This window comes from Pseudoalteromonas arctica (assembly GCF_012927645.1).
Taxonomy (GTDB): Bacteria; Pseudomonadota; Gammaproteobacteria; order Enterobacterales; family Alteromonadaceae; genus Pseudoalteromonas; species Pseudoalteromonas arctica_A.
Genome location: NZ_JABBMT010000020.1, coordinates 40,256 through 65,499, shown reverse-complemented (window position 1 = coordinate 65,499; position 25,244 = coordinate 40,256). Strand labels below are relative to the sequence as shown.

The window sequence follows — 25,244 nt, the reverse complement described above, 5'->3', positions numbered from 1 at the left end:
TTCAGCTAACAGTTTGTTTCTTTTAACAGTTTTACGTAATTTACACTTGCTATGTTCGTCAACACCATGAATACTAAAAACTAATTTGGCTAAATCGATGCCAAGTGCTTTAATTGGATACATATGGTCTCTCCTTTTATTGAATGTTTTTAACACCTTTCAATATGGCACATAGATGCCGTTTGGTAAGGGGAGTCCATATCATTCGTTAGCTGCCAAAGCAGAGTTCCGTGAGTAACTTAAAGTACTGTAGTAAAGATGAACAACAAAATTAAACTAGTTTTCCTAATTGTTTTCACTCAGTTATTATCTGGCTGTACTTCAATTGGAAGCTACATAATATCTAATCCTGATCTTTACCTATCAGAGGCAGAATTTATCAAAGCTAAACCTGAAGAAATTGGTTTCACAAAACATGAGTTCTGTTCGCATAATTCAAAGGAGTGTATCCAATATCTTGCAGCGCCCCCTTACCTCTCTGAAAATTTTCCTGTGGGTAGTTCTGTATATTACAACCTTCACGCAGTAAGCAATGGAGTAGAGAATACGATATCTCACACAATGACTCCTAATACATTTAATCGTTTCAAGGGGACAGCTCTATTGTTGCATGGATATGGCGGCAAAAAGGAAGTTATGATAGCTACTGCTATTTATTTTAGGGCGCTCGGCATGAAAGTGATCATCCCTGATTTATTTGGTCATGGCGAATCACTAGAAAAATTTGCTTTCGGTTCTAAAGAACATCGGGTGCTTTCTCAACTGCTCAGTAAATTAGCAAATAAAAAAGGTGACAAAGAATTAACTGTTGTTGTTGGGCACTCAATGGGAACTCTAGCGGCAAGCAACTTACTGTCATCTGAATATGTAGATGCAGCTATTTTACTAGCTCCTATGATGAGATTCGACCTTGCCGCAAAAGAGTATTTACCAAATAAGGCTCCCAAGCTGAGCAGTTTATTTTCTGATAGAGTAGATGATATTGTTACCCATACAATGAATGAAGCATCAGTTACTTTAGAAGAAACGGATTTATTAATAAATTTAATTGAAAGCAGTAAACCAGCTTTGTTAATAAATTCGAATGTCGACTCAATTTCACCGCCAAGTTACTTTTCGTCGGTCAACAATAAGCAGTTAACAAAGCTAATATTTGAAAATCGCGCACATTCAAGCCTAATGGTTTTCAGTCAAACAGACGCCAACAAAATAGAAAAGTGGCTATTTGGTCTTTAAAACCATTACAACAGCAGCTAACAAACTGTTAAATAAGGACAAAATACTGTTGGCATTTGCTCCTTCGTCGCTAATTTTAGCCAACAATATTTAGCCTGTTAACAGGGCTAGTTACTTCTCGCTGTATCGTGACATCATGACGCTATGGTGTTATGATGTTTTTATCGAATTAATGGAGACATAATAATGAGTAACCTATCAAAACGTTCTACCGTTTACTTTGAGCCTGATATACACCAAGCACTAAAAATGCGCGCTGCTTCAGCTCATTTATCAGTTTCTGAGTTAATTGATGAAGCTGTTCGCTTATTAATGCGTGAAGATCAAGAGGATTTAGCCGCTGTATCAGCAAGAGCCAATGAGCCTGATATTTCATATGAAGATTTATTAAATGATTTGAAGTCACATGGAAAAATATAGAATAACGTTTAAAAAATCAGTGGCTAAAGATTTACGAGTTATACCTAAAAACGATATAAAAAAGATCCTAAGTAAAATAGATACATTAGCTGTAAACCCTCGAGGGGAAGGTTGTATTAAACTTTCAGGGCAGGAAAATTATAGAGTTCGCCAAGGTTTGTATCGAATAGTGTATGAAATAAAAGATGATGTACTTGTCGTTAATGTAGTAAAAGTTGCTCATAGATCACAGGTGTATAAAAGCAACTAAGAAGTCAATTCAGTAGGACAAAAAACAGTTGGTTTTGTTGCTCCTGCGTCGCTAATTTTAACCAACTGATTTTTGCCTCTGATTGAGGCGTTGGTTTCTCTAGCTTGTTCGTTTCATTGCAACTTTGTAGACTTTTCCTTTGTCACGCTTTCCTACTGAAATCACAGTGACGGTAATGATAGAATCATTTACTTCGTACACTAGGCGGTAGCCAGCTTGTCTTAATTTAATCTTATAAAGTTCATTGGCACCCGATAATTTAGCACTTTGAATATTTGGGTTTTCTAAAACTTCACTTAGTTTCTTTTTAAACTGTTGTTGTACTGTAGAGCCAAGCTTCTTCCATTCTTTCAGTGCTGTCTTTTTAAACTCTAACTCATAGCTCATTTAAACTGACCTTTACACTCTCTTCATTTTTTCTAGATTCAGCAATACTCAATAGCTCAAGATCTTCCATATGATCCATCATAAATTCATAAGTATCTGCTGGTATGCAATAAAAAGCAGGTTCATTCCTATTTAAAACAGCAATGGCATCACCATCTGCGCTCATAGCAACTTTCATAGGGTTAGCTTTCAATTCACTAATGCTTGCTGCTGCTTCTGTTAATATTCTAGTAGTCATACGTTACTCAGTACTTTAAAGTGGTCTCTATTTAGGTCTTAGTATAATCCCCGAAACATAACAAGGCAATTAAACGGACAAAAAACAGTTGGCTTTTTGCTCATTCTTCGCTAATTTTAGCCAAACTGTTTTATTGCCGCTTATTGTGGCGATCAGCAAGAAATAACACAACATAGGGACGATAAGGCTTGATAATCGAAATATTAGCACACACTCCAAAATGGGTATTTGGTTTATTTATATTCCTAGCTGTACTAGGGTTTCAGCAATCCAAAGAACGAACAGTAAAGAAATACCTGATTTTACCTTTACCAATAGGCATGGTTTTTCTTTCATATTTTGGGGTGTCATCCAGCTTTGGTTTATCGCTGACTCCTATCGGATTATGGTTTTTTGCCCTTGCGTGTGTGGCAATTTTGGTAGCAAAATATTTGCCTGTAAAAGACGTCCAATTCAATGTTGAAACTGAAAGCTTCAACATTACTGGAAGCTGGATTCCTTTTGTACTAATGATGGCAATTTTCTTTACCAAATATTTTGTTGGTGTATTAAACGCATTACAGCCGACTGTCGTATCGAATCCCGTATTTATAATTGTATGTAGCTTAATTTACGGAGCGTTTAGTGGGGTTTTTGTAGCAAGAGCAATAAGTACCTGGCGTATAATTGGATTGCAACCGGTTGCAAGAGATGCTTAACAAAGCTGTGAATCTGACATTTTTTCCGTCACTTCTGTTTGTGCAAAATCGCACAAACAGGTTCCTACAAAAATGCAGCTTACAGCGGCGTTATGTGCCCAGATATTTACTCCGAGAGTTGTCAGCCTTACAAAATGTTGTAGGCACATCTCCAATATAGAAAGGAATTTAAATGTACAAAATTCGTCAAGCTATGAAAGAAGATATTAGCCGTATGGCTGAAATAGAAGGAATTTGCTTTTCCGAGTCTGAAGCTGCGCCATTAGAGTTATTTAAAAAACGATTTTCAGCTTTTCCTGAATGTTTTTTTGTACTTGAGAGTGGTGGTATTGTTGTTGGTCACATTAACGGCTGTATCTACAATGCTCCGGAACTTCCTGATGCGTTGTATTCTGATAGTAATCTTCATTGCCCTCAAGGTGGGTACCAAACTGTATTTGGTTTGGCAGTAGATCCTGAATACCAAAACCAGGGGTATGCATCGGCACTTACCAAATATTTTATTGAGTTTAGCCAAAACCGTAAACATAAAGGTATGGTACTTACTTGTAAAGATCACCTTGTTAAGTTTTACCAAAGCTTTGGATTTGTTCATCAAGGTGTATCAGATTCAAGTCATGGCGGTGCACAATGGAATGATATGCTGTTAACTTTTTGAATTAACGCGAAAGAATGGGGTCGCGTCTTGCCTATTGCCTGTCAACTATCTTTAAGCAGTAAACTAGAGTAGAAAATATGACATCCGTAGTTAATTGTTAACTTTAACGCAGAGCTATATTTATTTTGGTTGTCGTTGGCAGATGTTGCCAGCGAAGTAGGCAAAGTGATGCAGCGCCACTAGCGCTGTTGTTTGAAATTCATTAAATGCACGATGAACTTTCTAATGGGTGACCCTACTCTCCTGAGAAGTGACAAGTGACAAGTGACAAGTGACACGGGCTATGGTGTCGTGTCTTGGGATACCCGCTTTGAAAGCGCCATATCTTTTTAACCAATCAAGTTTTAAGTGCCCAAAGTCTTCAATATCCTCCCATCCTTCTGCGCCGGAGAGTACAGCACTAATGGCTAAAAGGAAAATATCGATAAGCTCATGCTTTTTACAGCGTTCAATACGAGGATCGGTAATTGAATTAGAGTGTTTCAGAAAAGTAGCGCTCATATTTTACGTGACCAAGGTGATTATTATGCCTTGATCTGAGCACTACATGTTCTATAAAGTGCTATTTATAATGATCTTGCCGTAGCTGGGTATTTATATAATAACTAATAAAGGGGTTGACATAACGTATATACCCTGTATAGTTTGCTGCAGCTAGAAAGAAGCATGAAAGCTATAAATCTCCATTTCGATGTTGTATAAGTAATACTTGTAGTACCGTCCTGAAGTTTTTAAAGTACCATCTCATTTTTTTGCTACACCGCTCATTAGAGCAATTATTTTATTTTTATATCAGGATATTACTATGTCTAACATCGTATCAGGTACAGTTAAGTGGTTTAACGAGTCTAAAGGTTTTGGTTTCATTGAGCAAGAAAATGGCCCAGACGTTTTCGCACATTTCTCAGCAATCAAAAGCGAAGGTTTCAAAACTTTAGCTGAAGGGCAACGTGTAGAGTTTACTCTTTCACAAGGTCAAAAAGGTCCACAAGCTGAGAACATCACTCCAGTTTAATTTTGCCTTTTAGGTAGAATAAAAAAAAGCAAGCTTAGGCTTGCTTTTTTGTGTTTGAAAGCTGACATAACTTGCTGATCTTCCTATTTTTTATAATTACTCAAATGATTGCATATATGTTAGGGGTCGTCAGAGGGGTTATTTATACGTAGTTAGTGGAGAGTGTTGACTTTAAACAAAATAAGAAGCTATTGAAAGTAGCTCACCATTATGAGTATGTAAACCTATTTTTTTGAAAAACAGAATCGATTTAATTCTCGACTCAGAATTCTTTTTAGATTACTAATTATAGCAATTTGGTCATAGCGCTGTACGGCTATTTTATATTGCTTTCCCTGATCTGTTTCATTAAAGTTAATATAGCTGCGCTCAGAGAGTGTTACAAAGCTCATTTCAAACTGTGCTACTGGTGTCCTATCCAATGAAGAGTGTTTCGCGCTCTGTAGTATCTGCCAATACTGTAGGTTAAGCAAAACTTGATTTGGCGGCGACAATTCGGTCACAACCATTAAGTTTTGACGGGCAATGCCTTGAGCACTGACACAAAGAAGTAGCGGGTTAATAAGTAGCCGTATTTATTCACTTTTTGGCGATAGGTAGAGCTTTGAGCATAGCAATAACGTATGGAAATAAACGGTGAATTAAAAACGATAAAAGGGCCATAAAGGCCCTTTGTGAAGTATCGTTCAAGTAAGATAAGTCTTTAACCCCTTAAAGGCTTATCTTATTGTTTTGCAACTAAGGCTCATCTCAAAGTTTCTAAGCTAGCGAGAGGAAAAAACCTGCAATTGCGGCGCTCATAAGGTTAGCCATAGATCCTGCTAACACTGCTCTGAGCCCTAAGCGTGCGATATCCTTTCGCCGACTAGGCGCCATACCGCCTAATCCACCTAGTAAAATGGCTATCGATGATAAGTTAGCAAACCCACATAACGCGAATGTGACAATCGCTTGTGTGTGTGCGCTTAACGTATCGCGATAATTTATAAAGTCTAAATAAGCAACAAACTCATTCACTACTATTTTTTGACCAATAAAGCTACCGGCTATAATTGCTTCACTCCACGGTACACCAAGTAACCAGGCAACCGGTGCAAATATATAGCCTAAAATCATTTGTAACGTTAAAGTGCTTATCCAAGCTCCAGTGCTATTTAGCGAATCACCAATGGAGTTAAATAAACTTGCGATTCCATCTATTACCGCCCAGTCACGAGCAGTGCTATCTAATAAATTACTGAAGTTAATTAACCAACCGCCGATGCTAGCTAATAAACCTCCAATGCCGCCAAACAAACCATTTAATAAAGCTATTAAAGCAACAAATGCTAATAGCATTGCACCTACATTTAGTGCTAAATGCATGCCATTTGCAGCCCCCGATGCTGCAGCATCAATAACGTTAACTGGCTTGTCTTCGTCAAGCTCTAAATCAGCTAACGTATCTTTTGGTGTTTCGGTCTCTGGCACAATCATCTTGGCCATTAAGAAACCACCCGGCGCTGCCATAAAGCTGGCTGCAATTAAATATTTAAGCTCTACACCAATAATTACGTAACCGGCCATTACTGAGCCTGCTACCGTTGCTAAGCCACCTACCATCACTGCAAATAACTCTGATTTAGTCATCGTTGCAATAAAAGGTTTAACAATTAGTGGCGCTTCAGTTTGACCAACAAAAATGTTTGCGGTTGCTGAAAGCGACTCGGTGCGTGAGGTTTTCAACAGCTTTTGTAAACCACCGCCTAATATTCTGATTATCCAATCCATAATGCCTAAGTGATATAACACAGCAACTAATGCTGAGAAAAACACAATAACGGGCAATACTTGAATAGCAAAAATAAACCCTAACGTATCCTGATTTGCTAATGGTCCAAATAAAAAGCTAATACCATCATTAGCAAAACCGATCACTGATGATACGGCTTTTGACATGCCAACTAATGCATTTTTACCTGCTTCTGAAAACAGGACAAAACCACCTATTATGAACTGCATGGCAAAAGCGATACCGACAGTTCTTAAACTAATTGCTTTGCGATTTGTCGAGGCCGCAAATGCAATGCCTAGCAGCATACACATGCCGACTAAGCTCATAAATGTTGTCATTTTTGCTTATTCCCGTTGTTGTTTTTGTAGTAAATATTTTATTTTACTTTTAATTATATCAATCGCAACACGATTCATACCACCACGCGTTACCACTAAATCAGCATTGTGCTTTGAAGGCTCAATAAACTGATAAAACATTGGTCTCACAGTAGCTTGATATTGTTCAACAACGGACTGTAATGTTCTGCCTCGTTGCTCCATATCACGTTGCATACGGCGCATCAGGCAAATATCAAGCGGTGTATCAATAAACACTTTGATATCAAATTCTTTACGTAGCGCTTTATCACTAAGCAATAAAATCCCTTCAACTATGAGTATTTCTGCTGGCATTACAGTGCGTGTTTTGTCACTGCGCGTATGCTGTGCATAATCATAGCTAGGTACTTCTACCGCTTCACCATTACGTAACTGTGTTAAATGTTTACACATTAACTCATGTTCAAACGCATCAGGGTGGTCGTAGTTCGTTTGCGTACGATGATCAAACGGCAAATGCGATTGGTCTTTATAATACGCATCTTCTTCGATCACGGCGATGGCGCCAGGTTCAAGCTCATTCACCAATTCATTATAAATAGTTTGGCTAAAAAGAGATTTGCCAGACGCAGAAGCGCCAGCAATAGCTATTATTGTACGTGTCACTAAAGTTCTCATCCACACAGAAGGATACATTGTTGGTAGATCACAATAGCAAAAAAGACACGAATAATCTCTCTTGCTTCGCTTTAAGATATGAAATTTATAATGTTTAGGTTTTATGAAACAGGACTTATGTCCTGTACGTTAAAAAGCACAAAAATATAAAGTAGCTACATTGGACAATTGAGGTGAGTATGGCAAGAGCAATTATATTAATGGCAGATAGCCTAGGCATAGGTGCAGCACCAGACGCTGATAAGTTTGGCGACTTGGGCGCAAACACTTTTGCACATTTGCTTAAAGCATACTTTGCAGAAACGGGTGAACAGCTATCACTACCTAACCTATCGTTATTAGGCTTAGTTGATGCATGTGAAGCAGCAGGCAACGAACCGTGCCTTGTTAGCGACCGCCAAACACCGATTGCAGCTTGGGGTTACGCTAAAGAGCTTTCCAGTGGTAAAGATACTCCATCAGGTCATTGGGAAATGGCAGGTGTACCGGTGTTATTCGATTGGGGATATTTCCCTAAAACACAACCGAGTTTTCCACAAGAGTTAATTGACGAGCTGATTGCTCGTACCGGTATCCCGGGGATTTTAGGTAATTGCCATGCCTCGGGTACTACGATTTTAGAACAGCTAGGTGAAGAGCACGTAAAAACAGGTAAACCAATCTGTTACACCTCAGCTGATAGCGTGTTTCAAATAGCCGCGCATGAACAAACTTTCGGTCTAGAAAAGCTTTATCAGGTCTGCGAAATCACACGGGCGCTGCTTGATGAAATGAACATAGGACGAGTGATTGCGCGGCCATTTTTGGGTTCTAATAATCAAGATTTTGCCAGAACTGGCAATCGTCGAGATTACTCAGTGCTACCGCCAGCGCCAACATTGCTAGACAAACTAGCACAAGACGGTGGAGAAGTGATTAGTATTGGTAAAATTGCAGATATATATGCGCATCAAGGGATCACCCAAAAACATAAAGCCCCAGGCTTACAAAACTTGTTAGAAAAAACCACACAAGTGATGGCGTCAGCGCCTGATCACAGTTTGATATTTACTAATTTAGTTGATTTTGATGAAAAATTTGGTCATCGCCGTGATCCTGTTGGGTATGCAAAAGCGCTTAAACAGCTGGACGATTACTTACCAACGCTTCTTAATCAGCTTAAAGCCGACGACGTACTAATTATTACGGCGGATCACGGTTGTGATCCAACATTCCCGGGCAGTGAGCACACCCGTGAATATGTGCCTGTACTTGCTTATCAGGTAGGGCTGGAAAATACCCCGCTTGGTGAACGTGCTAGTTTTGCAGACATAGGTCAAACACTTGCCCAGTGGTTTAACTTACCTGCACTTGAATATGGCAATGGCTTTATTGATAAGCTTAACGCGCTAAAAGTAAAAGGAAACGAATAATGAGTACTCCACATATTGACGCAAATAATGGCGATTTTGCACAAACGGTATTAATGCCGGGTGATCCATTACGTGCGCAATACATTGCCGAAAATTTTCTTGATGATGCTGTAAAAGTAGCCGGCGTTCGTAACATGTATGGTTTTACTGGCACTTATAAAGGTAAACTAGTAAGCATTATGGGCTCTGGTATGGGCATTCCATCAATGTCGATTTATGCACGCGAATTAATTGTCAGCTATGGCGTTAAAAACCTAATTCGCATCGGCACTTGTGGTGGTATTGGTAGCGACATTAAAATTCGTGACGTTATCTTCGCACAAGGCGCAAGCACAGATTCAAATGTAAACCGTGCGCGTGTACGTGGTTATGATTTCTCAGCAATTGCTGACTTTGACTTACTACTAAATGGCGTTAATGCTGCGAAAGAGTTAGGCATTAAAGCGAAAGTAGGTAACGTATTTACCACCGACACTTTCTATCAAGCTGACAACACTTTTTATCAAGAGCTTGATAAATTAGGTATGCTAGCGATTGATATGGAAACGGCCGGTTTATACGGCGTTGCTGCTGAATATGGCGCAAAAGCCATGGCATTATTTACTGTGAGTGACCACGTGATCACCGGTGAAGCAACCCCAAGTGAAGAGCGTCAAAGCACCTTTAACGAAATGGTTAAAATTGCGCTTGAGTCAATCGAAGCGTAATAAACAAAAAGTTCCTTGGTAACGTATTCGCAGTATTTTGGAGACACGCCCAAAATAATGTGAGACTAACCTCCAAAGTCGCCTAGTTAAACTAGGCGGCTTTTTTATTCTTATAGCTTAAAGCTACTGAATCATTGACAATGCTGTGCACTCTTGCCACTGTTATACAAAGCAGTAATTCAGGAGCGTTAATTGTGTCTAATTGGGTTGAAGCGAGTGTTAAAGAGATTGTTTGGTGGACCGATAGTTTATTTAGCCTCATTGTAAATGCCGATGTGGGGCCGTTTAAAGCAGGGCAGTTTACTAAGCTTTCTATGATGATGGATGAAAAACGTATTGCACGGGCGTACTCTTATGTCAATGCGCCAAGTTCTCCCGATTTAGAGTTTTATCTGATCAACGTTGCAGATGGCTTATTATCACAACAATTAGCCAAACTTAAACCCGGCGATACGGTGATGATTGAAAGCCGTGCCAGTGGTTTTTTTACTATTGATGAAATTCCCGCCAGTGAACAGTTATTTATGCTTAGTACTGGAACTGCAATTGGGCCGTTTTTATCTATTTTAGATCAGCCTGATGTGTGGCAGCAGTTTAAGCACATTACCTTAGTGCATGGCGTACGTTTGAATGCTGATTTAAGTTATCAAGCAAAAATAGCGCAATTGCAGCAGCAGTATCCACAGTTGGCTTATCTGCCCGTAGTGAGTCGCGAGCAGGCAATTGTCGGCTTGGATGGGCGCATTACTGATCGAATCGCCGATGGCACTTTATTTAATCATTGTAACAGCACAGTTAGCCCGCAAAGTACTCAATTTATGATCTGTGGTAATCCACAAATGGTTAAAGACACCAGCGCATTATTAATCAAGCAAGGCTACACCCGCAATCGTCGTCGCGAGCCTGGGCAAATTACTGTTGAGCAGTATTGGTAAAAAGCTATCGCGATCCGGTAAATTTTGTTATTTTAGAGTTTCTTAAATTACTCAGGAACAGTATGAAACCGTTATTTTTTTTAGTAAGTTTGCTATTTCCGTGGCAGTTATTTGCAACTGCAACTGATGTAGTTGAGCCACAGACTAAAACTAAAACAACAGCAGTTAAATTGTCTGCTGCAGTAAAAACGACTGACACTAGCACTGGCGAAGAAAAATCAGTGCAGAGTAAAGCCCCAACAAAATCAACTGAGGCTGAACTGCAAGATAGCCCAGCGGTGATCACGTTAACGCCGCAAAATCAGCAATTAGCTGAGCCTGTAAATGTTGAATCAACACAGCCAATTAAAACGGACACTAGCAAACCCAGTGAGGCTGAAGTTGATACCAGTAAGGTACTTGGCACCGAAGCGGCAAAACCTGCTGAGCTTCCTAAAACGCAACAAGAAAAGCAGCTTGCTGTCGCACAAGCAGAGCAAGCGGTGAGCCAAGCTAAAGAAGCACTAACACTCAAGCAACAAGTTAAAGCCAAACAGTCACGCGAATCATTAGCTGTTATTGAGCAATTAATTAAGGCGTATAATGCCAGAAATATTGACACATTTATTAGTATGTATGCTGAAAATGTAGAGTTTTATGCTTTTCCAAATGAGTTACTTTTCAAAGGCAAAGAAAAATTGATTGCCCGTTACGGAATAATGTTTAAAAAATTAAAGTGTATAAAATCATCTCCAATTAAACGCATTGTACACGGTAATATCGTTATCGATCATGAACTGTCAGAAACCTGCTCAACAGATCCCAACGTGGTCGATAAGCGTGGGGAGTTAATCTCTAGTTATCAGGTTGAAAACGGCAAAATAACTAAAGTGCTCTTTTTTAGATAGAGCATTAATAGGTGGATTATATAGGCAAATAAAGGGGTGCGATGAGTATGAAAATTAGTGATGATAAAAAAATTAAGTTACTTTATCGTGTTGAGCCCGGTTGTTTAGGGCCAACGGGGGCACAAACCATTGAACACTTTTGTGATTATGCTAATCAGCAATTAGTCGCCCCTTATTTTGCTTTGTACCACTTTACTGCGCGGTTTGATAAAACCAAAGCTGAGCGCGAATACAGTATTAATGCTCGGCTGTTGTCAGATCAGCATGCGCAGGCATATTTGGCGCACTTTAAAACCAACAAAGATGAGTTTGAAGAGCAGCTCGACGAACTACTCACTCAAGCAATTGAACGCTTCTTAGAACGTTAATCATTGTTGCCAGAAACAATCGCATTAAAGCTACTATTATCGTGCAAACTGGCAAATGCACTTTCATGCAATAACTCATTACGTAAGTTTGGTGAATACTCCAACGACATTTTAATGTCGGCCAACGCATCAGCGTGTTTATGCGTCAACGCATACGCACATGCACGTTGCCAATAAGCGTAGCCGTAGTCACTGTCTATATCTAAAGCTTGGTTGCACAACTCTATCGCCTGAGCTGTTTCATTAAGCTCTAATAATGCATCGGCTTTATAAGCGATAGCTTCAACATCTTCGGGTTTACGTTTTAAAATCTCATCAAAAATTTCGATCTTATTAGCTATATCGCTTTCTAAATTAGCGCGCATCCATAAAGAGTGGACTTCATTGGTAACGGAGATTTTTTGTTGGTTACTTAATATTTCTTCAGAGCGCTCGCGTAGCTTCTCTTCAAATGTATTCAAACGTGCTTCGTATTCATTAGTGATCACGCTGACACGGGTATTAACAATATCTTCGACTTTGTTTTTTACATCACGTAACGAGTTCCAGCCAACCAGTACCAAAATAGAGGCTGTGGCAGTGATGATAAAAAATACATTATTAATTGTATCTGTGGTGTAAGTCAGTGCACGGTCAGCGGTATCAAGCTGAGCATGAGAGACTTGCTTGGTAACGTCTTCACGTAGTTTTTGCTGATCTTGGCGTACCGCTTTAAGTTCATCAAGAATATAGCGTTCTACCAAGGGTCTATACATCGGCTCTTGGAGTTTTTTGAGTGCCTGTTGTTGTTGGCTGGGTGCAGAGCGAGACTCTTCAGCCTGTGCCTGAGCTACCACTAATGTGGCAAAAAAAACTAAAATTGATACAAAATAATGACGCATACTAATGCCTAGTCGGTAAATTAAAGTGCTAAGTAAATTATTGAAACTGTAACATGACTACCTACTAGTAACTAGGGCTGGTTGATTTTTCGACGTTGTTTTTACAGCAGTGTGCTGAGCAATCGCTACATTGCTGTAGTGGGATAAAATGAAGTTAGTATAAAACAGGCAAAAAAACCAGCTCTATGAAGAGCTGGTAAAACTGCTTAAACAACATAATGTCGTCAGGGATATCAACAGGAGTGAGTGTTCATAATAACCAAATATATCTGAACAAGATCTTAATATTTAGGGGATTATAAATTTTTGAGAAGATTTTATAGCCCTGGGAGTAAAGAAGAAGCGAGTGTGTACCTCGATTCATTAGGTAAACAAGCTCGGATCTCAGTGTCGGGTAGTTTATTTTGGCTACCAAGAAAGACAAATGAGAAGAGAAAGTTGCGGGCGACGTTCCTCGAGCTGTGTGCGGATTCTAGCCGCTAGTCACTTCCCTAGAGCCTAGCTCCTTTTTCCACCTTTGATTGTTTTAAAACCAATTGATATAAATAAAAGTGAATTATCAGTTTTTGTGTTCACTGCAAAACTGATAGGTTATGATTATCTCTGTGTTTTATTAATGGTTTTGTATTGTGGGAAATAATATTTTTCAAAAAATAATTAAATTTTGCAACAAAATAGCGATATTGATGTTGTTTGGTTATATGGCTCCCACGCCAAAGGCACGGCGCAACCCCATGCGATATAGATCTTGCCATTGCTTTTAAAAACTTTGAGTTAAGTTCATTTGATAAACGGCTCAGGCCAAAAGAGCTCGAGCTTGAAATCAGCAATGCACTTAGCTTGCATGAGCAGCTTATTTCAATTTTGATCCCAAGTTACCTTGCATTCAATGTAGTAGAATACGGGTATGCCATTTTAGGAAAAAATAGCTTGAGAGCAATGAAAGAGCAGCAGCGTATTTATAGCCAATTTGAGTTTGAGACGATCGCGAGTAAGCATGACTGATACAGGAATATCACTTTATATTAGGAAGTAACATGACATATAGAAGAATATATTTTATAACTCAATGAATTAAGCCAAATAGAACAACTTAATAATAGAGACTATCGTGCGGTGGAGCGTTTGTTACAGTTGATGACAGCAGTCTGTATTGGTTTGGCAAAACATTGGCTTACGCAACGCCTTTGTACATGATTATTTGAATATCGATCAAGGTATTGTGAAAACGATTATCAAAAAACAACATAATGTGACCATGCATGGGTTTAGCTTAAAAGCGATAACTGAGTTAGCCAAGTGAAATGATAAAATGCTGCGGGTTTCAGGCGACGAGCTGCGGAACAATACTAGCCCCCCTGTAGTAGGTCGTCATTTATGGCGACAATGTTTGATGTTGAAAATTAACACGAAAAAGCCCAATCAATAGGCATAATTCATTTTGAGAGGTTATATTCCTTAAATTAAACACCAATGCTAGTGTATCTGCAGTTAGAAGCAAACCTATGTAGACCGACAAACTTTGCTGAAGTGCTGCTGTTAAGAAATATTCCCCCGTGATCACACCCGAAAGCTAAAAATTGATGAGTAATCACTTGCATGGCGGAATTTTGTTCGCGACACATTCCAAGTACCTAAACCCCTCTAGTTAATGTAATGTAAATCGTGAAACTATTAATTCAATAACAAGTGTTAAAAAGTTGACATTGATGTGGTTTGGTCTAAATTTTAACCTTCTATTAAGTTAGTTGAAAAGGAATTTCTGATGAGGCTTTTATTATTTATTGTTTTATGTTTACTTTTATGTGGTTGCACTGCAAGCACCGGTGATATCTCCATTTATTCCGTCGCTCCAGATAAAAAGCTTATACCTCCTCTAGTTGCTGCCAAAGAATTATATAGTGCTGATGGTATGATATATAAAACTGATGAAGCTCATGCTTTAAGCGGCGATGATACTTTTAGTATTTATTTAACTGATACCTATCTAAGATATCTTCCAGATATTGGCGGAGATAATGAAGTTTTAATTGTCGCTGAATTTGAAGAAGTTGTAACAGGGACATCAAGCGATACCATTACCAAAATATTAGGACCATATGACTCAATTGCAGATGCCACGAAAGCTCCATTTTTCCATAAAGCACTATATGGTCCTAAACGAATGGAGAGTGACTTATTAAGTATCAAATTAAAAATCTATGAGTACGATCTAGATGAAAACGATAAAGCCGGAAGCATTATTGATTTTATCGCCACAGCAGGAGAGGCTCTAAGTCTATCAAACCCTGTAACCGCACAAGAAATAAAAGTAGCTAAAGAGGTCGCAAAATCAGTTACAGGTACAAATGATAATGACTTAGTGCTCCAGTTAGATTTAGACTTTGTTGCAGGTAATTCGCTATATAAACATACTGGTAACAAAAATGTAAATGTTTTACCATTAAAAGCAGGTGAAATAGTACTTATAAAGAAAGAAGTGTGTGCTATTGGGCGATGTTACGACTATTTCAGTAAAGAAGAAGGAATACGTAACCCTGTAGGTTACGCTACAGATATATTACTTTCTCCAATTACCGCAATGACAATTGGTTTAACTGATACACCCGCTGGGTCATCTTTATCAGATGTGGAGCCACAAACGCTAGAAGTGCGTAGCAAAGGATTAGTTCATAAATCAAAGTCAGATGAAAGCCCGGAGAAAGTTAATTATTTTACTGATAAAACATGGCTTAGATTATCTATTCTCAAAGGTGGGGATCCAAGCCTATGGGAAAAGCGAAAACTACTTTCCCCAATAGAAGCTGCAATAAATGAATTACTAAAAAGTTCAACGGGTATTAAAAGTGATAACCTTACTGCACCTATCGCTTCTTTAAATAAGGCTAAAAAACAATTAGTTGAAATGAAGCAAGGCGGTATAAAACTCGTTTCAAATAACTCCTCAAATAACACACAATATATTTTACAAGGCGAAACTAGTGGGGTTATTTGCTTAGATATTCCTACACGATTTAAATTGACACACGCATTGCCTTTGCTTGATGGGAGCCCACAACAGGAATTACCATCGTACAATAAGTATAAATGTTATAAAGTGATGCCTTCAGTGAAAGCTCAACCTTTTAAAAAAGGGACTTTGTATTTCCAAATAAACTATACAGTTAATGATGTTTTAAAATCGCACATAGCAACAGTGAAAGTGGTAGATGAATTGTAAATGTCCGAGCAACCACACCTAGCAGCTTAGAGCGCCGTTTTATCTGAGTGATATTAATGATCGATCATATCTGCCAAAATCATGGCTGCGTGGGTTTCAACCGCACCTGAATCGAAACCATACATGTGGCCATATTTGTTCGCAAGTGCGGTATGCACATTGTTAGTGATTTCTTCTTGCCAGCGTTTAAACCAAATGAAGTGGTTACCGTCACTCAAAGCTGGGGTATAAGACGCCACTTCCAATTGTTTTCCGACTTCAGTTCTAACATCAGCAATGTATTGCAGCAGAGCTTTTACGTCTTTTTTTGAACCTATGTTGCCATGGCCGCCATTAATAAAGTCCCATTGCTTACTGAGCGGTTTACTCAAAAGATTTTGTAGATCCGCTTCATAACCATTAAAATCTTCCGCTCCCGCAAAATTGTAAAACGGCAGTTGATCAGGGTTAATCATGTCAGCGAAATGCAGCACGCGATCGCTCGGGATTAGAATCATAGTGTTATCCGGTGTATGACCAGAACCTTTTGGTGCCATCATCTTCAGCTTTATTGAGCCAAATCTGACTATTTGAGGTTTTTTCAAGTCGTACACTTCATTTGGTGCTGGAACTTTAGGGGTTTTCACACCGTTTTCGTCCAGTTCAGCGTGGTGGTTGATCTTGTCGGCAACGGTTTGACTAGCAATCACACGGACATTATCTACCTTTGGGTAGTTTTTCTTGATCAAGTCAATTAGTTGATTACCACCACCTACATGATCTAGGTGGTAATGAGAGTACATAATAGCAGTGATCGGCTTATTGGTGATAGATTGAATGCCTTGAAAAAGAGCATCAATACGGCCATCACCAAGAGGGTCAATCAGCAATGCCGAGTCTTTGGAAACCACAACGGTTGCGTTGTAGTAATTCACGCCAATCCAGTAGGTGTTTTTGCCCAATTTTTGCACAGTAAATTTACTGTCATCAAACTGGCGCTCATAAAGGTTATTAATTTTTTGGCCGATTTTCAGCGATTGCTTTGCTGATGGATCGACTTCGATTTGAACCGCTTCACCAGGGAATAAAGTTGCTCGCTGGCTATTATGGTCATGGCCTTTCGCACTGACATTAAAAGTAAACACTGCAGCAACAATAGGGGTTAAAGCTAGGGTGGATAGTTTCATTCTTTCTCTCCTCAATAAGATGAAAAAAAGATAAAACAAAAACAAACATATCAAAAATGCATGTTTGTTATAGTATGTAGATCATTTACGCATAATATTATAAGGTGATGTCATGGCTATATCTGAGATGAATCTACGTAGTATTGACCTAAATCTGTTAACGATCTTAGAAAAAGTATTGATTCATAAGCATATTAGTCAGGCCGCTCAAGTATTAAATATGAGCCAGCCTGCAGTGAGCCGAGCCCTGATGCGCTTGCGTGAGCAATTTGATGATCCATTGTTGGTGAAGGTGAAAAATGAGTACCGTTTAACTGCAAAAGGTGAGCGCCTTTGTAGCGAACTGGAGATATTACTCAATACCATTCGACATATGTTGGTGGACGATAAGTTTGACCCCTTGCAATACTCAGGCGTGTTCACTATAGGGGCGCTGGATTTTGAAATGATGATGATTGTGCCGAAATTGTTGGCGCGCTTTCAGCAGCGTGCTCCAAACTTGAAATTACAAATTGTGTCTTACAACTGCTTTATACCGCTGAATGATTACTTGGAAAAGGTGGCTGATTTATTGCTGTATTCCACAGATGAGACACCCACCAACGTGTTTAAACAGCGTTTATTTAATGATAACTATGCCGTAGTAATGTGTCGCCAGCATAAATGGGCTAATCAGCCTATGACGTTAGAGCGCTATTGCCAGAGCAGACATGTGATCATTTCTGGTAATGGTTTTTGCAAAACGGATATGGATCATGAGCTGAAAAGGTTGGGTTCTCAGCGTGAAGTGGTGGCATCTTTGCCACATTTTTCGATGGTGCCGGAGTTATTGATTAACACTGATCTGATCGCCACCTTACCAAAACGTCTAGTCACCCACTTAGGTCGACGCTATGACATTACGGTGGCCGATTTACCGTTTTACACTGCCGATTTCCGAGTTGAACAATTTTGGCACCTCATTCATCACAATAGCCCAATTCATCGGTGGGTTAGGCAGGAAATAAAAAATATGATGGATGAAGAAATCGATAAAGCGGTGTAAGGTAACTCGATTGAACTGCTGCTTTTTATTGTCGCGCTAAAGCACGACCTACAAGCCGAGGAAACCTGCGCGGGGTAACCCGCTACGGGTTTTGGTTATTTACTTTATTCTTTTTACATACCTGTTAATTCAGCGCTACAATTTTTCCTTGTAGGCTGGGTGTTTGTGTAGTTATGTCGTGTATTAAAGTTATTAATTGCTCAGCTGTGGCTGATGGCTTGTTGGAATGCGGCCATAGTGCATAAACAGGCCTTGTAGGGATCGCGATTGGTGACGCTATATAACTAAATTGGTTTTTATGTGTAATGCTGTCAATTTCGCTCATGGGTAGCAGCCCTACACCATAGCCTGATTCAACCATATTTTTAGCGATGGTAATATCAAAACAAAAGCTGATGTGTGCATACTCTTTTTTAAGTAGTTTAAGTAAACCCGTTGGAAGTTGTGACTCTGCATAAGGGAGCACTAGTCGCGACAGTGGCGCTTGGTGTTTTACGACAAACTTAATCGCTATATTGCCTAGGCGTTTTTGAAAATAGCTTGAGTCTTGCTGCTCGCCTACACGAATCGCTAAATCAAAGCGTTTTTGGCTTAATTGGCTATTCGTGTTGCTTGGGTAAATGTGTAGATTAAGCGCTAAATTATTAGCTGAAAATGCATTGAGTGCAGGCATTAATGGCCCAGCAATAATATTTTGTGGGCACAGTAAGTAAAAATCACTGGCCTCAAGTGTGGGCGAGTTTAGTTGATTTAAATGCGTGTTGAGCGTTAATACTTGCTCGGCCAGTTTATTATAAAGCTGCTCACCTTTTGCTGTGAGCACAATCCCTCTGGCGGTACGTTGTAGTAAGGGATTGCCTAACTTTTCTTCTAAAGATTGAATACGTCGTGAAAGGGTTGATAAATTTAAGCTTAGATCTTTAGCTGTTTGGCTCATGCTTTTACGTCGTGCTATTTCTATAAATAAATGTAGATCGTCTAGCATATCAATTTCTCAATCTTAGTTTGCGTTATCGTGACTGTTTGCACGCCATCTCTTTGCATATAGTAACGCCAAGGAGGTGTTATGAAAATTCATTTTGTGTTTACTGCGGTGTTCTCTTTTTTGATGTCGTTTTTGTTATCTGCTTGGGTAACCTACGTTAATTTAGGTTTAAGTGAAACATTTTTACACAGTTGGCTAATTGCATTTATTAATGCGTGGCCTGCGGCTTTTGTAGTGGCATTTACTGTTGCTCCACCTATTCGCTGTGTTGTTATCACGTTTTTTAATAGGGGATTAAAATGATTAATATAGTGGCAAAAATCACGCCTAATGCGGCATTATTTACTGAGTGTAAAGGGCGTTTACAGCAAATGTTACAACCAACATTAGCAGAGCCAGGGTGTATTCGTTTTGAGTTATATGAAGATTTAGATCAACAGTGTTTATTTTTGATAGAAAAGTTTGCATCACAAGCTGCACTTGATGAACATTACCAGCAACCGTATGTGAAAGAGGTGTTCGCATTTTATGAATCAGCCCTTGCGTTACCTGTAGAGATTAATAAATTACACATGATTTAAACTTTAAGCGGGCAGATTATCTGCCCTGTGCTCAAGCGTTCTGCAATGTATTTTTTACTGGTTGTTTTCCTGATTTAATATCTACAATTGCGCTAATATCATTAGGTTTTTGATAAAGTGATATTCCTGTTTTCGGATGGCTGACATTGTGAGGTGACTTGGGTATAAAAGCTTTAAGGTAAGTTAATAAATTGAATACGCGCTACTAATTCACTTAGTCGGGCTATTTTTATATTGCTTAATTGACGGTAATCAAAGTAGGGACAAACAATAACATTATTTGTTTTGTCTATGGCAAATTCGTCATCAAGCCAATCGAGTTGCGCAGTTAATAGCCCTTGATTGATCAGCGTTTTAGCATATGTGCGCCCGGCGATAATATGTAAAGTATTATTATTCGTTAATACAGGCGGGCTAAATAATAGCGCTGTATGGCTATTTTTTTGCAGCAGCTGCGTATCACGGTAGTGTTGCCAAGTGGGGGCTGATCTAGCAAATTGATAATATTCACTGGGCAATGCAAACAGCACTTTAGCGTAAACATTAAATACCTTGCGCCAACCGTTGCCACAGGCTTTATTTATTGCATCAATTTGCCCATCTATCATCGCTTGTAACGTGCTAATTTCACTGTACTGCGGCATGTTAGGAATATTGGCAATATACACTGCGACGTGAAAGGATTGATCGCCAAAACCAATTGGTTGCTGATGCATTATTTATTTCGCGCGAGGATGCGGTCAAGGTTATTGGCAAAGTTTTGTCTATCACTTTGGCTCAACGGAGGCGGGCCGCCATTCATTTCAACGCCACTTGAGCGCATAGTATCCATAAAATCGCGCACATTTAGTAACGAGCGAATATTTTCACCTGTATACAGCTCGCCGCGCGGGTTTAAAGCTTGGCCGCCGTTATCAATTACTTCTGAGGCCAGCGGTATATCACCGGTGATCACTAAATCGTTTGCTGCAATACGTTTTACAATTTCGTCATCGGCTACGTCAAATCCTGATGAGACCTGCAACCGGCTAATGTATTTTGAAGGCGGAATACGCATTGCATGATTAGCGACTAAAATTGTTTCAGTTTGCGTACGCTCTGCGGCACGAAATAAAATTTCTTTGATCACCACCGGACAGGCATCAGCATCAACCCATATCTTCATTATTAACCTCTAATAGTTAGTAAAAAAATGATCCTAACCTAAGGCTTTTAGAACAACTAGTATTAAGTGAACTTTTTATGCTTTACTGCATTTGTGACTTAATTAACAATCAAGGAATCAATGATGAAAAATAATTATTTATCACTCTACTCTGTGCGTGAGTAGTTTCCTGCTGGCTGTACTGGCATGCCCGATAAGGTTACACCAGTGAGTCCTTTTCCATTAAATAGTACCAAGCAAAAATCTTAGAAAATGAGCACGCTAAGCGGTTTGTTGTGAATTTTGCTCAGATCATATTTTTACTAACTAAGCTTAAAAAACACTTAAAAATAGCCCACTGAGCATTACAACGGTGATATTTAAAGCACTTATTATTTTTATCCAAGATACTTTGAAGCTATAAAAAATCATTAATATTAAGATACTTAGCGCCATATAACCACAAAATAGTAAAGCACCGTAGCCGTTATGTTGTACAACACTCAGTACTAAGCTTAGTAAAATACTGATCCAAGCAGCGATTAAAAACTGTGTACTTAGTTTGTTGCTAGGGCGGGTTTTAAATACATCACGGTAATGATTGAATTTAGCCAAAGCAAAACAATTAAAGGCCAATAAACATAGGCTGAATTGCAGTAATTCATGCATTATGAATGCTCCTGTAATTTAGTTTTTGCTGAACGGCGCGCCCGTTGTTGCGGTGTTTTAACCGGAGTGTGAGTTGGTATTTTTTTGGCTTGAATTACAAATGAGGCTGCAAATACTAAGCATATTAAATCAAAACTAAACAACGCCCATTGGCCGTTTAGCAAGTAGCTTATTAGATTGCCATTGGTGGTAAGAGCATTGATAACAGGCACGCTGACACAGGCAATAGCGTTTATCCACGCGAGAAAAATCCACTGCGGCCTTGCGCGTTTAAATAGCGCAAACAAAGCAACGGCTAGCCAAGTCACAAAGAATGCGAGTATTTCTTTATCAGCCCGCTCTGGGGTTGTGATGGGCAGTAACCGGTTGGCAATAAAAAATGTGCTGGTTGCAAGTGGTAAGCCCATTAATGTGGCAAGGTTCAACCCTTCTACCAACTTTAAGCCAATTGTAGCGGGTTGATCTTTTTTCATGCGTTCGCGAATACGCTTAGCCCACATAATACAGCCTGTGGCTATCATTACACAGCCAGCTACGCCGCATAAAAAGTATAACCAGCGTAATAATGGGTTAGCTAAACGGCCTGTGTGTAGGGCTGTTAGCGAGTCATAGAACACTTCAGTATTGGTTAACTGGGCTGCACTTTTAGCTATTAAGCTGCCATCTACACCGTTAAATAATAAGGTGGGTGTTTGGTCGCGAACTAGGCTACCGGTATCTGCACGGACTGTAATTGTGGCTGAGGCTTTATTTGGATCGCGGATTGATATTTGCGTTAAGTCAGCATCAGGCCAGTTAGTATAAACTTGATCTAAAATAGTATCTATGGCTATTAATGGGGCACTATCAGGGCTAGTTTTAGTGCGTACATTGGTGGGTAACACATCGTTAAATAAACCACGTATACCATCTTCGTATGCGGTCATTGCTGGATAGGGGAATAACATAAATATTAGCGTGATTAGGCCTGTATAGGTGATCATAATATGAAAAGGTAACGCCAATACTGACGATACATTATGACTATCTAACCAACTGCGGCTGCCTTTGTTGGCACGAAAACTAAACATGTCTTTAAAAATGCGCTTATGGATCACCACCCCAGATATCAGCGCTACCAACATAAATAAGCTCGCAAAACAGACAATCCAGCGTGCGGTACGTACATCAATATAATGTAGGTCAAAATGTAATCGATAAAAAAAGTTACCACCTCTGGTGTCTCTTGTTTGTGCTATTTCGTCACCGGTTTGTGCGTTGATGTTGTGATCTTGCCAACCACCAAAGCGTTTACCCTCAGGACGAGGCTTTTCATAAGCATAGTTAAGCTGGGGTTTTCGCTCTGTGGGTAAGTAAATTCCCCAACGCGTAGACTCCGGGGCTGTATTTTGTAGGTAATTAATACCACTGATAATTTGGCTGCGCTGTTGCGCTACACGCTGCTCTGGTGCTTGTACATTGTGTAGTGCCGGTTGATTCCAAAGGGTAATTTCGTCCCGAAAAAAACTCACTGTACCGGCGAAGAATATTAAATAGAGTAGCCAACATACCAATAATCCAACCCATGTATGCATCCAGGTCATGGAACGGAAAAAACTCTCTTTCATAGCCAACCTTTAAGTAATGATAAGATCAGAGCACACCCTGAAGTAGTTAGTAAAATAGTGATCCATATTTTATTGAGTGATTTAACAGTAAACACCCAAATAAATACACTGCTGTACACTAAAATAGTCAGGCTGATACTAAGTAATACGGCATCTGACTTTTTCAGCGGTAAAATAATACTCAGTAATGCGGTAAACACGGCAGTAAAGGTATAGCCACCAACAATGGCAGCAAAAAAACGTGAGATAACAGCAAAACGGTAAGCATGGGCTTGATAAGTTTGGCTTATTTTAGACCTTATAGAGAGTGTTTGGCTGTTTTTGACAGATTGAGCATGCATGATGATCCCTCAAAGTCCCAAGTGGGGGCGAATAAAGAGGGTATTATATATTCTAAATATAGAAAAGATAGTGATTCGTATTTTCTTTGTTGTTTATTGCGATGAGAGCTTGATAATACTCAGCACATTTACTTAGTAAAATAATGATCTATTGCTATCCTTTATCGTTTTAATTGGAAAAGTTCGCAAATTTTTCAGCTGCTTGTATGCTTATGGTGTTTAGGCTATTTAGCATTGGGATTGTTATTTTCTACAGGATTTATGATGAGTGCACATAAAAAGTTAAATTATGTTGAATTTGCGGCAGCCGACTTAACGGCAACAAAGGTTTTTTTTAGTGCTGTATTTGGCTGGCTGTTTGTTGATTATGGCCCAGAATACACGGCGTTTGATCAAAAATCTGCAGGCCTTGATGGCGGATTTTATCAAGCACCACTTAGCTCATTAACGCAACATGGCGCTGCTTTGTTAGTATTTTATAGTGAGGACATTACGCAAACACAGGCTAAAGTAGAGCAACATGGAGGAGTCATTATTAAGCCTATCTTTGATTTTCCTGGTGGTTGTCGTTTTCATTTTACAGAGCCTAGCGGCAACGAATTTGCTGTGTGGTCAGAACATATTTAACTTACAACAGATCATTATTTTACTAACTAAGGATAGCTGTTAAGTGAGCAATTTAACTTGTGAAGAAATAAAAGCGTTTGTACCAGCAAAAAACTTTAGCCAAAGCTGTGATTTTTATACCGATATGGGGTTTGAAATTGCGTGGCAAAGCCCTGATATGGCTTACTTTTATCATGGTGATTGTAGTTTTTTATTGCAAAATTTTTATGATAAAACTCATGCTGATAACTTTATGATGCACCTTTTAGTTGAAGATGTTGCAGCTTGGCATCAGCATTTAACTGCACAGGCTATAACTGATAAATACCACATAGAAATGAGTGAACCTTGCGTACAGCCTTGGAATATGACGGATTTTGTAATATACGACCCGTCAGGAGTGTTATGGCGAATTGGGCAAAATAGTGACTCAGCATGATTTAGCACAGCAAGTTAGTAAATGTGTGATCTGTGAGCCACACTTACCTTTAGGAGCGCGCCCGATTATTCAGTTTAACCCTAATGCGCGTATTTTAATTGCCGGACAAGCGCCGGGGCTTAAAGTACACCAAAGTGGCATTCCATTTGATGATGCCAGTGGTAAGCGGCTGCGCGAGTGGTTAGGGGTTAAGCCTTGCGATTTTTATGATGCAACTAAAGTTGCTATTTTGCCGATGGGCTTTTGCTACCCAGGTAAAGGTAAGTCAGGCGATTTACCGCCGCGTAAAGAATGCGCAGCTGCATGGCGTCCCCAGCTTTTAGCGGCAATGCCCAATATTAAGTTAACCATAGTGCTAGGTAAATATGCCCAAGCGTACCATTTACCACATACAAAACATTCACCCCTCACTGAGTTGGTAAAATCATGGCGTGAGTATTGGCCAGATGTTTTACCATTGCCGCACCCGAGTCCGCGTAATAATATTTGGCTAACTAAAAACCCTTGGTTTGAGCGTGATGTGGTGCCACAGTTGGCGCAAGCTGTTCAAGCAATTTTGCAATGCGAGGATGATTAG

Annotated in this window: 32 protein-coding genes and 2 pseudogenes; 20 read left to right on the top strand and 14 right to left on the bottom strand. The window is 39.4% G+C overall.

The genetic code is table 11. The annotated features are described in order from the left end of the window. Window positions 1–123: pseudogene (locus HHO47_RS12965) on the bottom strand (IS110 family transposase); the annotation flags it as partial. Window positions 124–258: 135 nt separating this feature from the next. Here HHO47_RS12965 and HHO47_RS12960 point away from each other — a divergent pair. The 3 genes from HHO47_RS12960 (at window position 259) to HHO47_RS12950 (ending at window position 1,906) form a co-directional block, all read left to right on the top strand. Then, entirely contained in the window at window positions 259–1,236 is a 978-nt protein-coding gene (locus HHO47_RS12960; RefSeq protein WP_169020671.1) for an alpha/beta fold hydrolase, read from the top strand. A 186-nt stretch (window positions 1,237–1,422) separates the two neighbouring features. Continuing rightward, window positions 1,423–1,656, top strand: coding sequence for a ribbon-helix-helix domain-containing protein (locus tag HHO47_RS12955; RefSeq protein WP_169020670.1), 234 nt, complete (start codon window positions 1,423–1,425; stop codon window positions 1,654–1,656). Next, on the top strand, window positions 1,643–1,906 hold the full coding sequence (locus tag HHO47_RS12950; protein ID WP_169020669.1) for a type II toxin-antitoxin system RelE family toxin: 264 nt from the start codon (window positions 1,643–1,645) through the stop codon (window positions 1,904–1,906). The genes HHO47_RS12955 and HHO47_RS12950 overlap by 14 nt, the downstream gene beginning before the upstream one ends. Window positions 1,907–2,005: 99 nt before the next feature. On the opposite strand, the gene HHO47_RS12945 is transcribed toward HHO47_RS12950, so the two are convergent. Both HHO47_RS12945 and HHO47_RS12940 read right to left on the bottom strand, forming a co-directional pair. After that, a complete protein-coding gene (locus HHO47_RS12945; protein ID WP_169020668.1) occupies window positions 2,006–2,293 on the bottom strand; it encodes a type II toxin-antitoxin system RelE family toxin in 288 nt (95 codons plus the stop codon). Next, window positions 2,283–2,531: a type II toxin-antitoxin system Phd/YefM family antitoxin gene (locus HHO47_RS12940; RefSeq protein ID WP_169020667.1), complete on the bottom strand. Its 249-nt coding sequence runs from the start codon at window positions 2,529–2,531 to the stop codon at window positions 2,283–2,285. Before HHO47_RS12940 ends, HHO47_RS12945 begins: the two co-directional genes overlap by 11 nt. Before the next feature lie 188 nt (window positions 2,532–2,719). Between HHO47_RS12940 and HHO47_RS12935 the strand changes: the two genes are divergently transcribed. Further along, window positions 2,720–3,229, top strand: a complete 510-nt coding sequence (locus tag HHO47_RS12935) for a DUF6622 family protein (protein WP_169020666.1) — start codon at window positions 2,720–2,722, stop codon at window positions 3,227–3,229. Between the two features lie 172 nt (window positions 3,230–3,401). Further along, complete coding sequence (locus HHO47_RS12930; protein WP_169020665.1) at window positions 3,402–3,887, top strand: GNAT family N-acetyltransferase; 486 nt, start codon at window positions 3,402–3,404, stop codon at window positions 3,885–3,887. A 264-nt stretch (window positions 3,888–4,151) separates the two neighbouring features. Here the strand turns inward: HHO47_RS12930 and HHO47_RS12925 are convergent. Continuing rightward, a pseudogene (locus HHO47_RS12925) lies at window positions 4,152–4,388 on the bottom strand (transposase family protein); the annotation flags it as partial. Window positions 4,389–4,692: 304 nt separating this feature from the next. Here HHO47_RS12925 and HHO47_RS12920 point away from each other — a divergent pair. Beyond that, entirely contained in the window at window positions 4,693–4,902 is a 210-nt protein-coding gene (locus HHO47_RS12920; RefSeq protein WP_016706454.1) for a cold-shock protein, read from the top strand. 759 nt (window positions 4,903–5,661) lie between these two features. On the opposite strand, the gene HHO47_RS12915 is transcribed toward HHO47_RS12920, so the two are convergent. Both HHO47_RS12915 and udk read right to left on the bottom strand, forming a co-directional pair. Then, window positions 5,662–6,981, bottom strand: a complete 1,320-nt coding sequence (locus HHO47_RS12915) for a NupC/NupG family nucleoside CNT transporter (RefSeq protein WP_432651936.1) — start codon at window positions 6,979–6,981, stop codon at window positions 5,662–5,664. Window positions 6,982–7,020: 39 nt separating this feature from the next. Beyond that, a complete protein-coding gene (udk, locus tag HHO47_RS12910; protein WP_169020663.1) occupies window positions 7,021–7,662 on the bottom strand; it encodes a uridine kinase in 642 nt (213 codons plus the stop codon). A gap of 191 nt (window positions 7,663–7,853) precedes the next feature. Between udk and HHO47_RS12905 the strand changes: the two genes are divergently transcribed. The 5 genes from HHO47_RS12905 (at window position 7,854) to HHO47_RS12885 (ending at window position 11,983) form a co-directional block, all read left to right on the top strand. Next, window positions 7,854–9,086: a phosphopentomutase gene (locus HHO47_RS12905; protein WP_169020662.1), complete on the top strand. Its 1,233-nt coding sequence runs from the start codon at window positions 7,854–7,856 to the stop codon at window positions 9,084–9,086. After that, entirely contained in the window at window positions 9,086–9,793 is a 708-nt protein-coding gene (gene deoD / locus HHO47_RS12900) for a purine-nucleoside phosphorylase (protein ID WP_169020661.1), read from the top strand. Before HHO47_RS12905 ends, deoD begins: the two co-directional genes overlap by 1 nt. Window positions 9,794–9,987: 194 nt before the next feature. Further along, window positions 9,988–10,728 carry an FAD-binding oxidoreductase gene (locus HHO47_RS12895; RefSeq protein ID WP_169020660.1) on the top strand — a complete coding sequence of 247 codons (741 nt, stop codon included), beginning with the start codon at window positions 9,988–9,990 and terminating at the stop codon, window positions 10,726–10,728. A gap of 62 nt (window positions 10,729–10,790) precedes the next feature. After that, complete coding sequence (locus HHO47_RS12890; RefSeq protein WP_169020659.1) at window positions 10,791–11,615, top strand: nuclear transport factor 2 family protein; 825 nt, start codon at window positions 10,791–10,793, stop codon at window positions 11,613–11,615. Window positions 11,616–11,662: 47 nt separating this feature from the next. Beyond that, complete coding sequence (locus HHO47_RS12885) at window positions 11,663–11,983, top strand: hypothetical protein (protein ID WP_169020658.1); 321 nt, start codon at window positions 11,663–11,665, stop codon at window positions 11,981–11,983. On the opposite strand, the gene HHO47_RS12880 is transcribed toward HHO47_RS12885, so the two are convergent. Then, window positions 11,980–12,864 (bottom strand): tetratricopeptide repeat protein, encoded by an 885-nt coding sequence (locus HHO47_RS12880; RefSeq protein ID WP_169020657.1) that lies wholly within the window; start codon window positions 12,862–12,864, stop codon window positions 11,980–11,982. The two genes, HHO47_RS12885 and HHO47_RS12880, sit on opposite strands and share 4 nt — an antisense overlap. A 693-nt stretch (window positions 12,865–13,557) precedes the next feature. Between HHO47_RS12880 and HHO47_RS12875 the strand changes: the two genes are divergently transcribed. From HHO47_RS12875 to HHO47_RS12865, 3 genes are all read left to right on the top strand, one after another. Next, window positions 13,558–13,869: a nucleotidyltransferase domain-containing protein gene (locus tag HHO47_RS12875; protein WP_248291002.1), complete on the top strand. Its 312-nt coding sequence runs from the start codon at window positions 13,558–13,560 to the stop codon at window positions 13,867–13,869. A gap of 148 nt (window positions 13,870–14,017) precedes the next feature. Then, a complete protein-coding gene (locus tag HHO47_RS19410; protein WP_348981660.1) occupies window positions 14,018–14,167 on the top strand; it encodes a HepT-like ribonuclease domain-containing protein in 150 nt (49 codons plus the stop codon). Window positions 14,168–14,629: 462 nt separating this feature from the next. Further along, a complete protein-coding gene (locus HHO47_RS12865) occupies window positions 14,630–16,084 on the top strand; it encodes a hypothetical protein (protein ID WP_169020656.1) in 1,455 nt (484 codons plus the stop codon). A gap of 53 nt (window positions 16,085–16,137) precedes the next feature. On the opposite strand, the gene HHO47_RS12860 is transcribed toward HHO47_RS12865, so the two are convergent. Then, window positions 16,138–17,250 carry a VarG family subclass B1-like metallo-beta-lactamase gene (locus HHO47_RS12860; protein ID WP_169020655.1) on the bottom strand — a complete coding sequence of 371 codons (1,113 nt, stop codon included), beginning with the start codon at window positions 17,248–17,250 and terminating at the stop codon, window positions 16,138–16,140. Window positions 17,251–17,362: 112 nt separating this feature from the next. Between HHO47_RS12860 and HHO47_RS12855 the strand changes: the two genes are divergently transcribed. Beyond that, entirely contained in the window at window positions 17,363–18,295 is a 933-nt protein-coding gene (locus HHO47_RS12855) for a LysR family transcriptional regulator (protein ID WP_169020654.1), read from the top strand. 124 nt (window positions 18,296–18,419) lie between these two features. Here the strand turns inward: HHO47_RS12855 and HHO47_RS12850 are convergent, their stop codons facing one another. Further along, window positions 18,420–19,280, bottom strand: coding sequence for a LysR family transcriptional regulator (locus HHO47_RS12850; protein ID WP_169020653.1), 861 nt, complete (start codon window positions 19,278–19,280; stop codon window positions 18,420–18,422). Between the two features lie 81 nt (window positions 19,281–19,361). On the opposite strand from HHO47_RS12850, the gene HHO47_RS12845 reads away from it, so the two are divergent. Together HHO47_RS12845 and HHO47_RS12840 are read left to right on the top strand one after the other, a co-directional pair. Next, window positions 19,362–19,583: a DUF2798 domain-containing protein gene (locus HHO47_RS12845; RefSeq protein ID WP_169020652.1), complete on the top strand. Its 222-nt coding sequence runs from the start codon at window positions 19,362–19,364 to the stop codon at window positions 19,581–19,583. Continuing rightward, window positions 19,580–19,861, top strand: a complete 282-nt coding sequence (locus tag HHO47_RS12840; protein WP_054452414.1) for a putative quinol monooxygenase — start codon at window positions 19,580–19,582, stop codon at window positions 19,859–19,861. The genes HHO47_RS12845 and HHO47_RS12840 overlap by 4 nt, the downstream gene beginning before the upstream one ends. 173 nt (window positions 19,862–20,034) lie before the next feature. Here HHO47_RS12840 and HHO47_RS12835 read toward each other — a convergent pair whose 3' ends face one another. The 5 genes from HHO47_RS12835 to HHO47_RS12815 form a co-directional block, all read right to left on the bottom strand. Beyond that, window positions 20,035–20,577: a DUF6942 family protein gene (locus HHO47_RS12835; RefSeq protein WP_169020651.1), complete on the bottom strand. Its 543-nt coding sequence runs from the start codon at window positions 20,575–20,577 to the stop codon at window positions 20,035–20,037. Further along, window positions 20,577–21,026 (bottom strand): YaiI/YqxD family protein, encoded by a 450-nt coding sequence (locus HHO47_RS12830; protein ID WP_169020650.1) that lies wholly within the window; start codon window positions 21,024–21,026, stop codon window positions 20,577–20,579. The genes HHO47_RS12835 and HHO47_RS12830 overlap by 1 nt, the downstream gene beginning before the upstream one ends. A 312-nt stretch (window positions 21,027–21,338) precedes the next feature. Continuing rightward, window positions 21,339–21,674, bottom strand: a complete 336-nt coding sequence (locus HHO47_RS12825; protein ID WP_169020649.1) for a DUF3325 domain-containing protein — start codon at window positions 21,672–21,674, stop codon at window positions 21,339–21,341. Then, window positions 21,674–23,281: a PepSY-associated TM helix domain-containing protein gene (locus HHO47_RS12820; protein ID WP_169020648.1), complete on the bottom strand. Its 1,608-nt coding sequence runs from the start codon at window positions 23,279–23,281 to the stop codon at window positions 21,674–21,676. The genes HHO47_RS12825 and HHO47_RS12820 overlap by 1 nt, the downstream gene beginning before the upstream one ends. Further along, window positions 23,278–23,622, bottom strand: a complete 345-nt coding sequence (locus HHO47_RS12815; protein WP_211183719.1) for a hypothetical protein — start codon at window positions 23,620–23,622, stop codon at window positions 23,278–23,280. Before HHO47_RS12815 ends, HHO47_RS12820 begins: the two co-directional genes overlap by 4 nt. A gap of 264 nt (window positions 23,623–23,886) precedes the next feature. Here HHO47_RS12815 and HHO47_RS12810 point away from each other — a divergent pair, with 264 nt between their 5' ends. Genes HHO47_RS12810 through HHO47_RS12800 form a run of 3 tightly spaced genes read left to right on the top strand, consistent with a single transcriptional unit; the run spans window position 23,887 to window position 25,244 of the window. After that, window positions 23,887–24,249, top strand: coding sequence for a VOC family protein (locus tag HHO47_RS12810; protein WP_169020673.1), 363 nt, complete (start codon window positions 23,887–23,889; stop codon window positions 24,247–24,249). Window positions 24,250–24,292: 43 nt separating this feature from the next. Next, window positions 24,293–24,667, top strand: coding sequence for a VOC family protein (locus HHO47_RS12805; protein ID WP_169020647.1), 375 nt, complete (start codon window positions 24,293–24,295; stop codon window positions 24,665–24,667). Further along, complete coding sequence (locus HHO47_RS12800) at window positions 24,654–25,244, top strand: uracil-DNA glycosylase family protein (RefSeq protein WP_169020646.1); 591 nt, start codon at window positions 24,654–24,656, stop codon at window positions 25,242–25,244. Before HHO47_RS12805 ends, HHO47_RS12800 begins: the two co-directional genes overlap by 14 nt.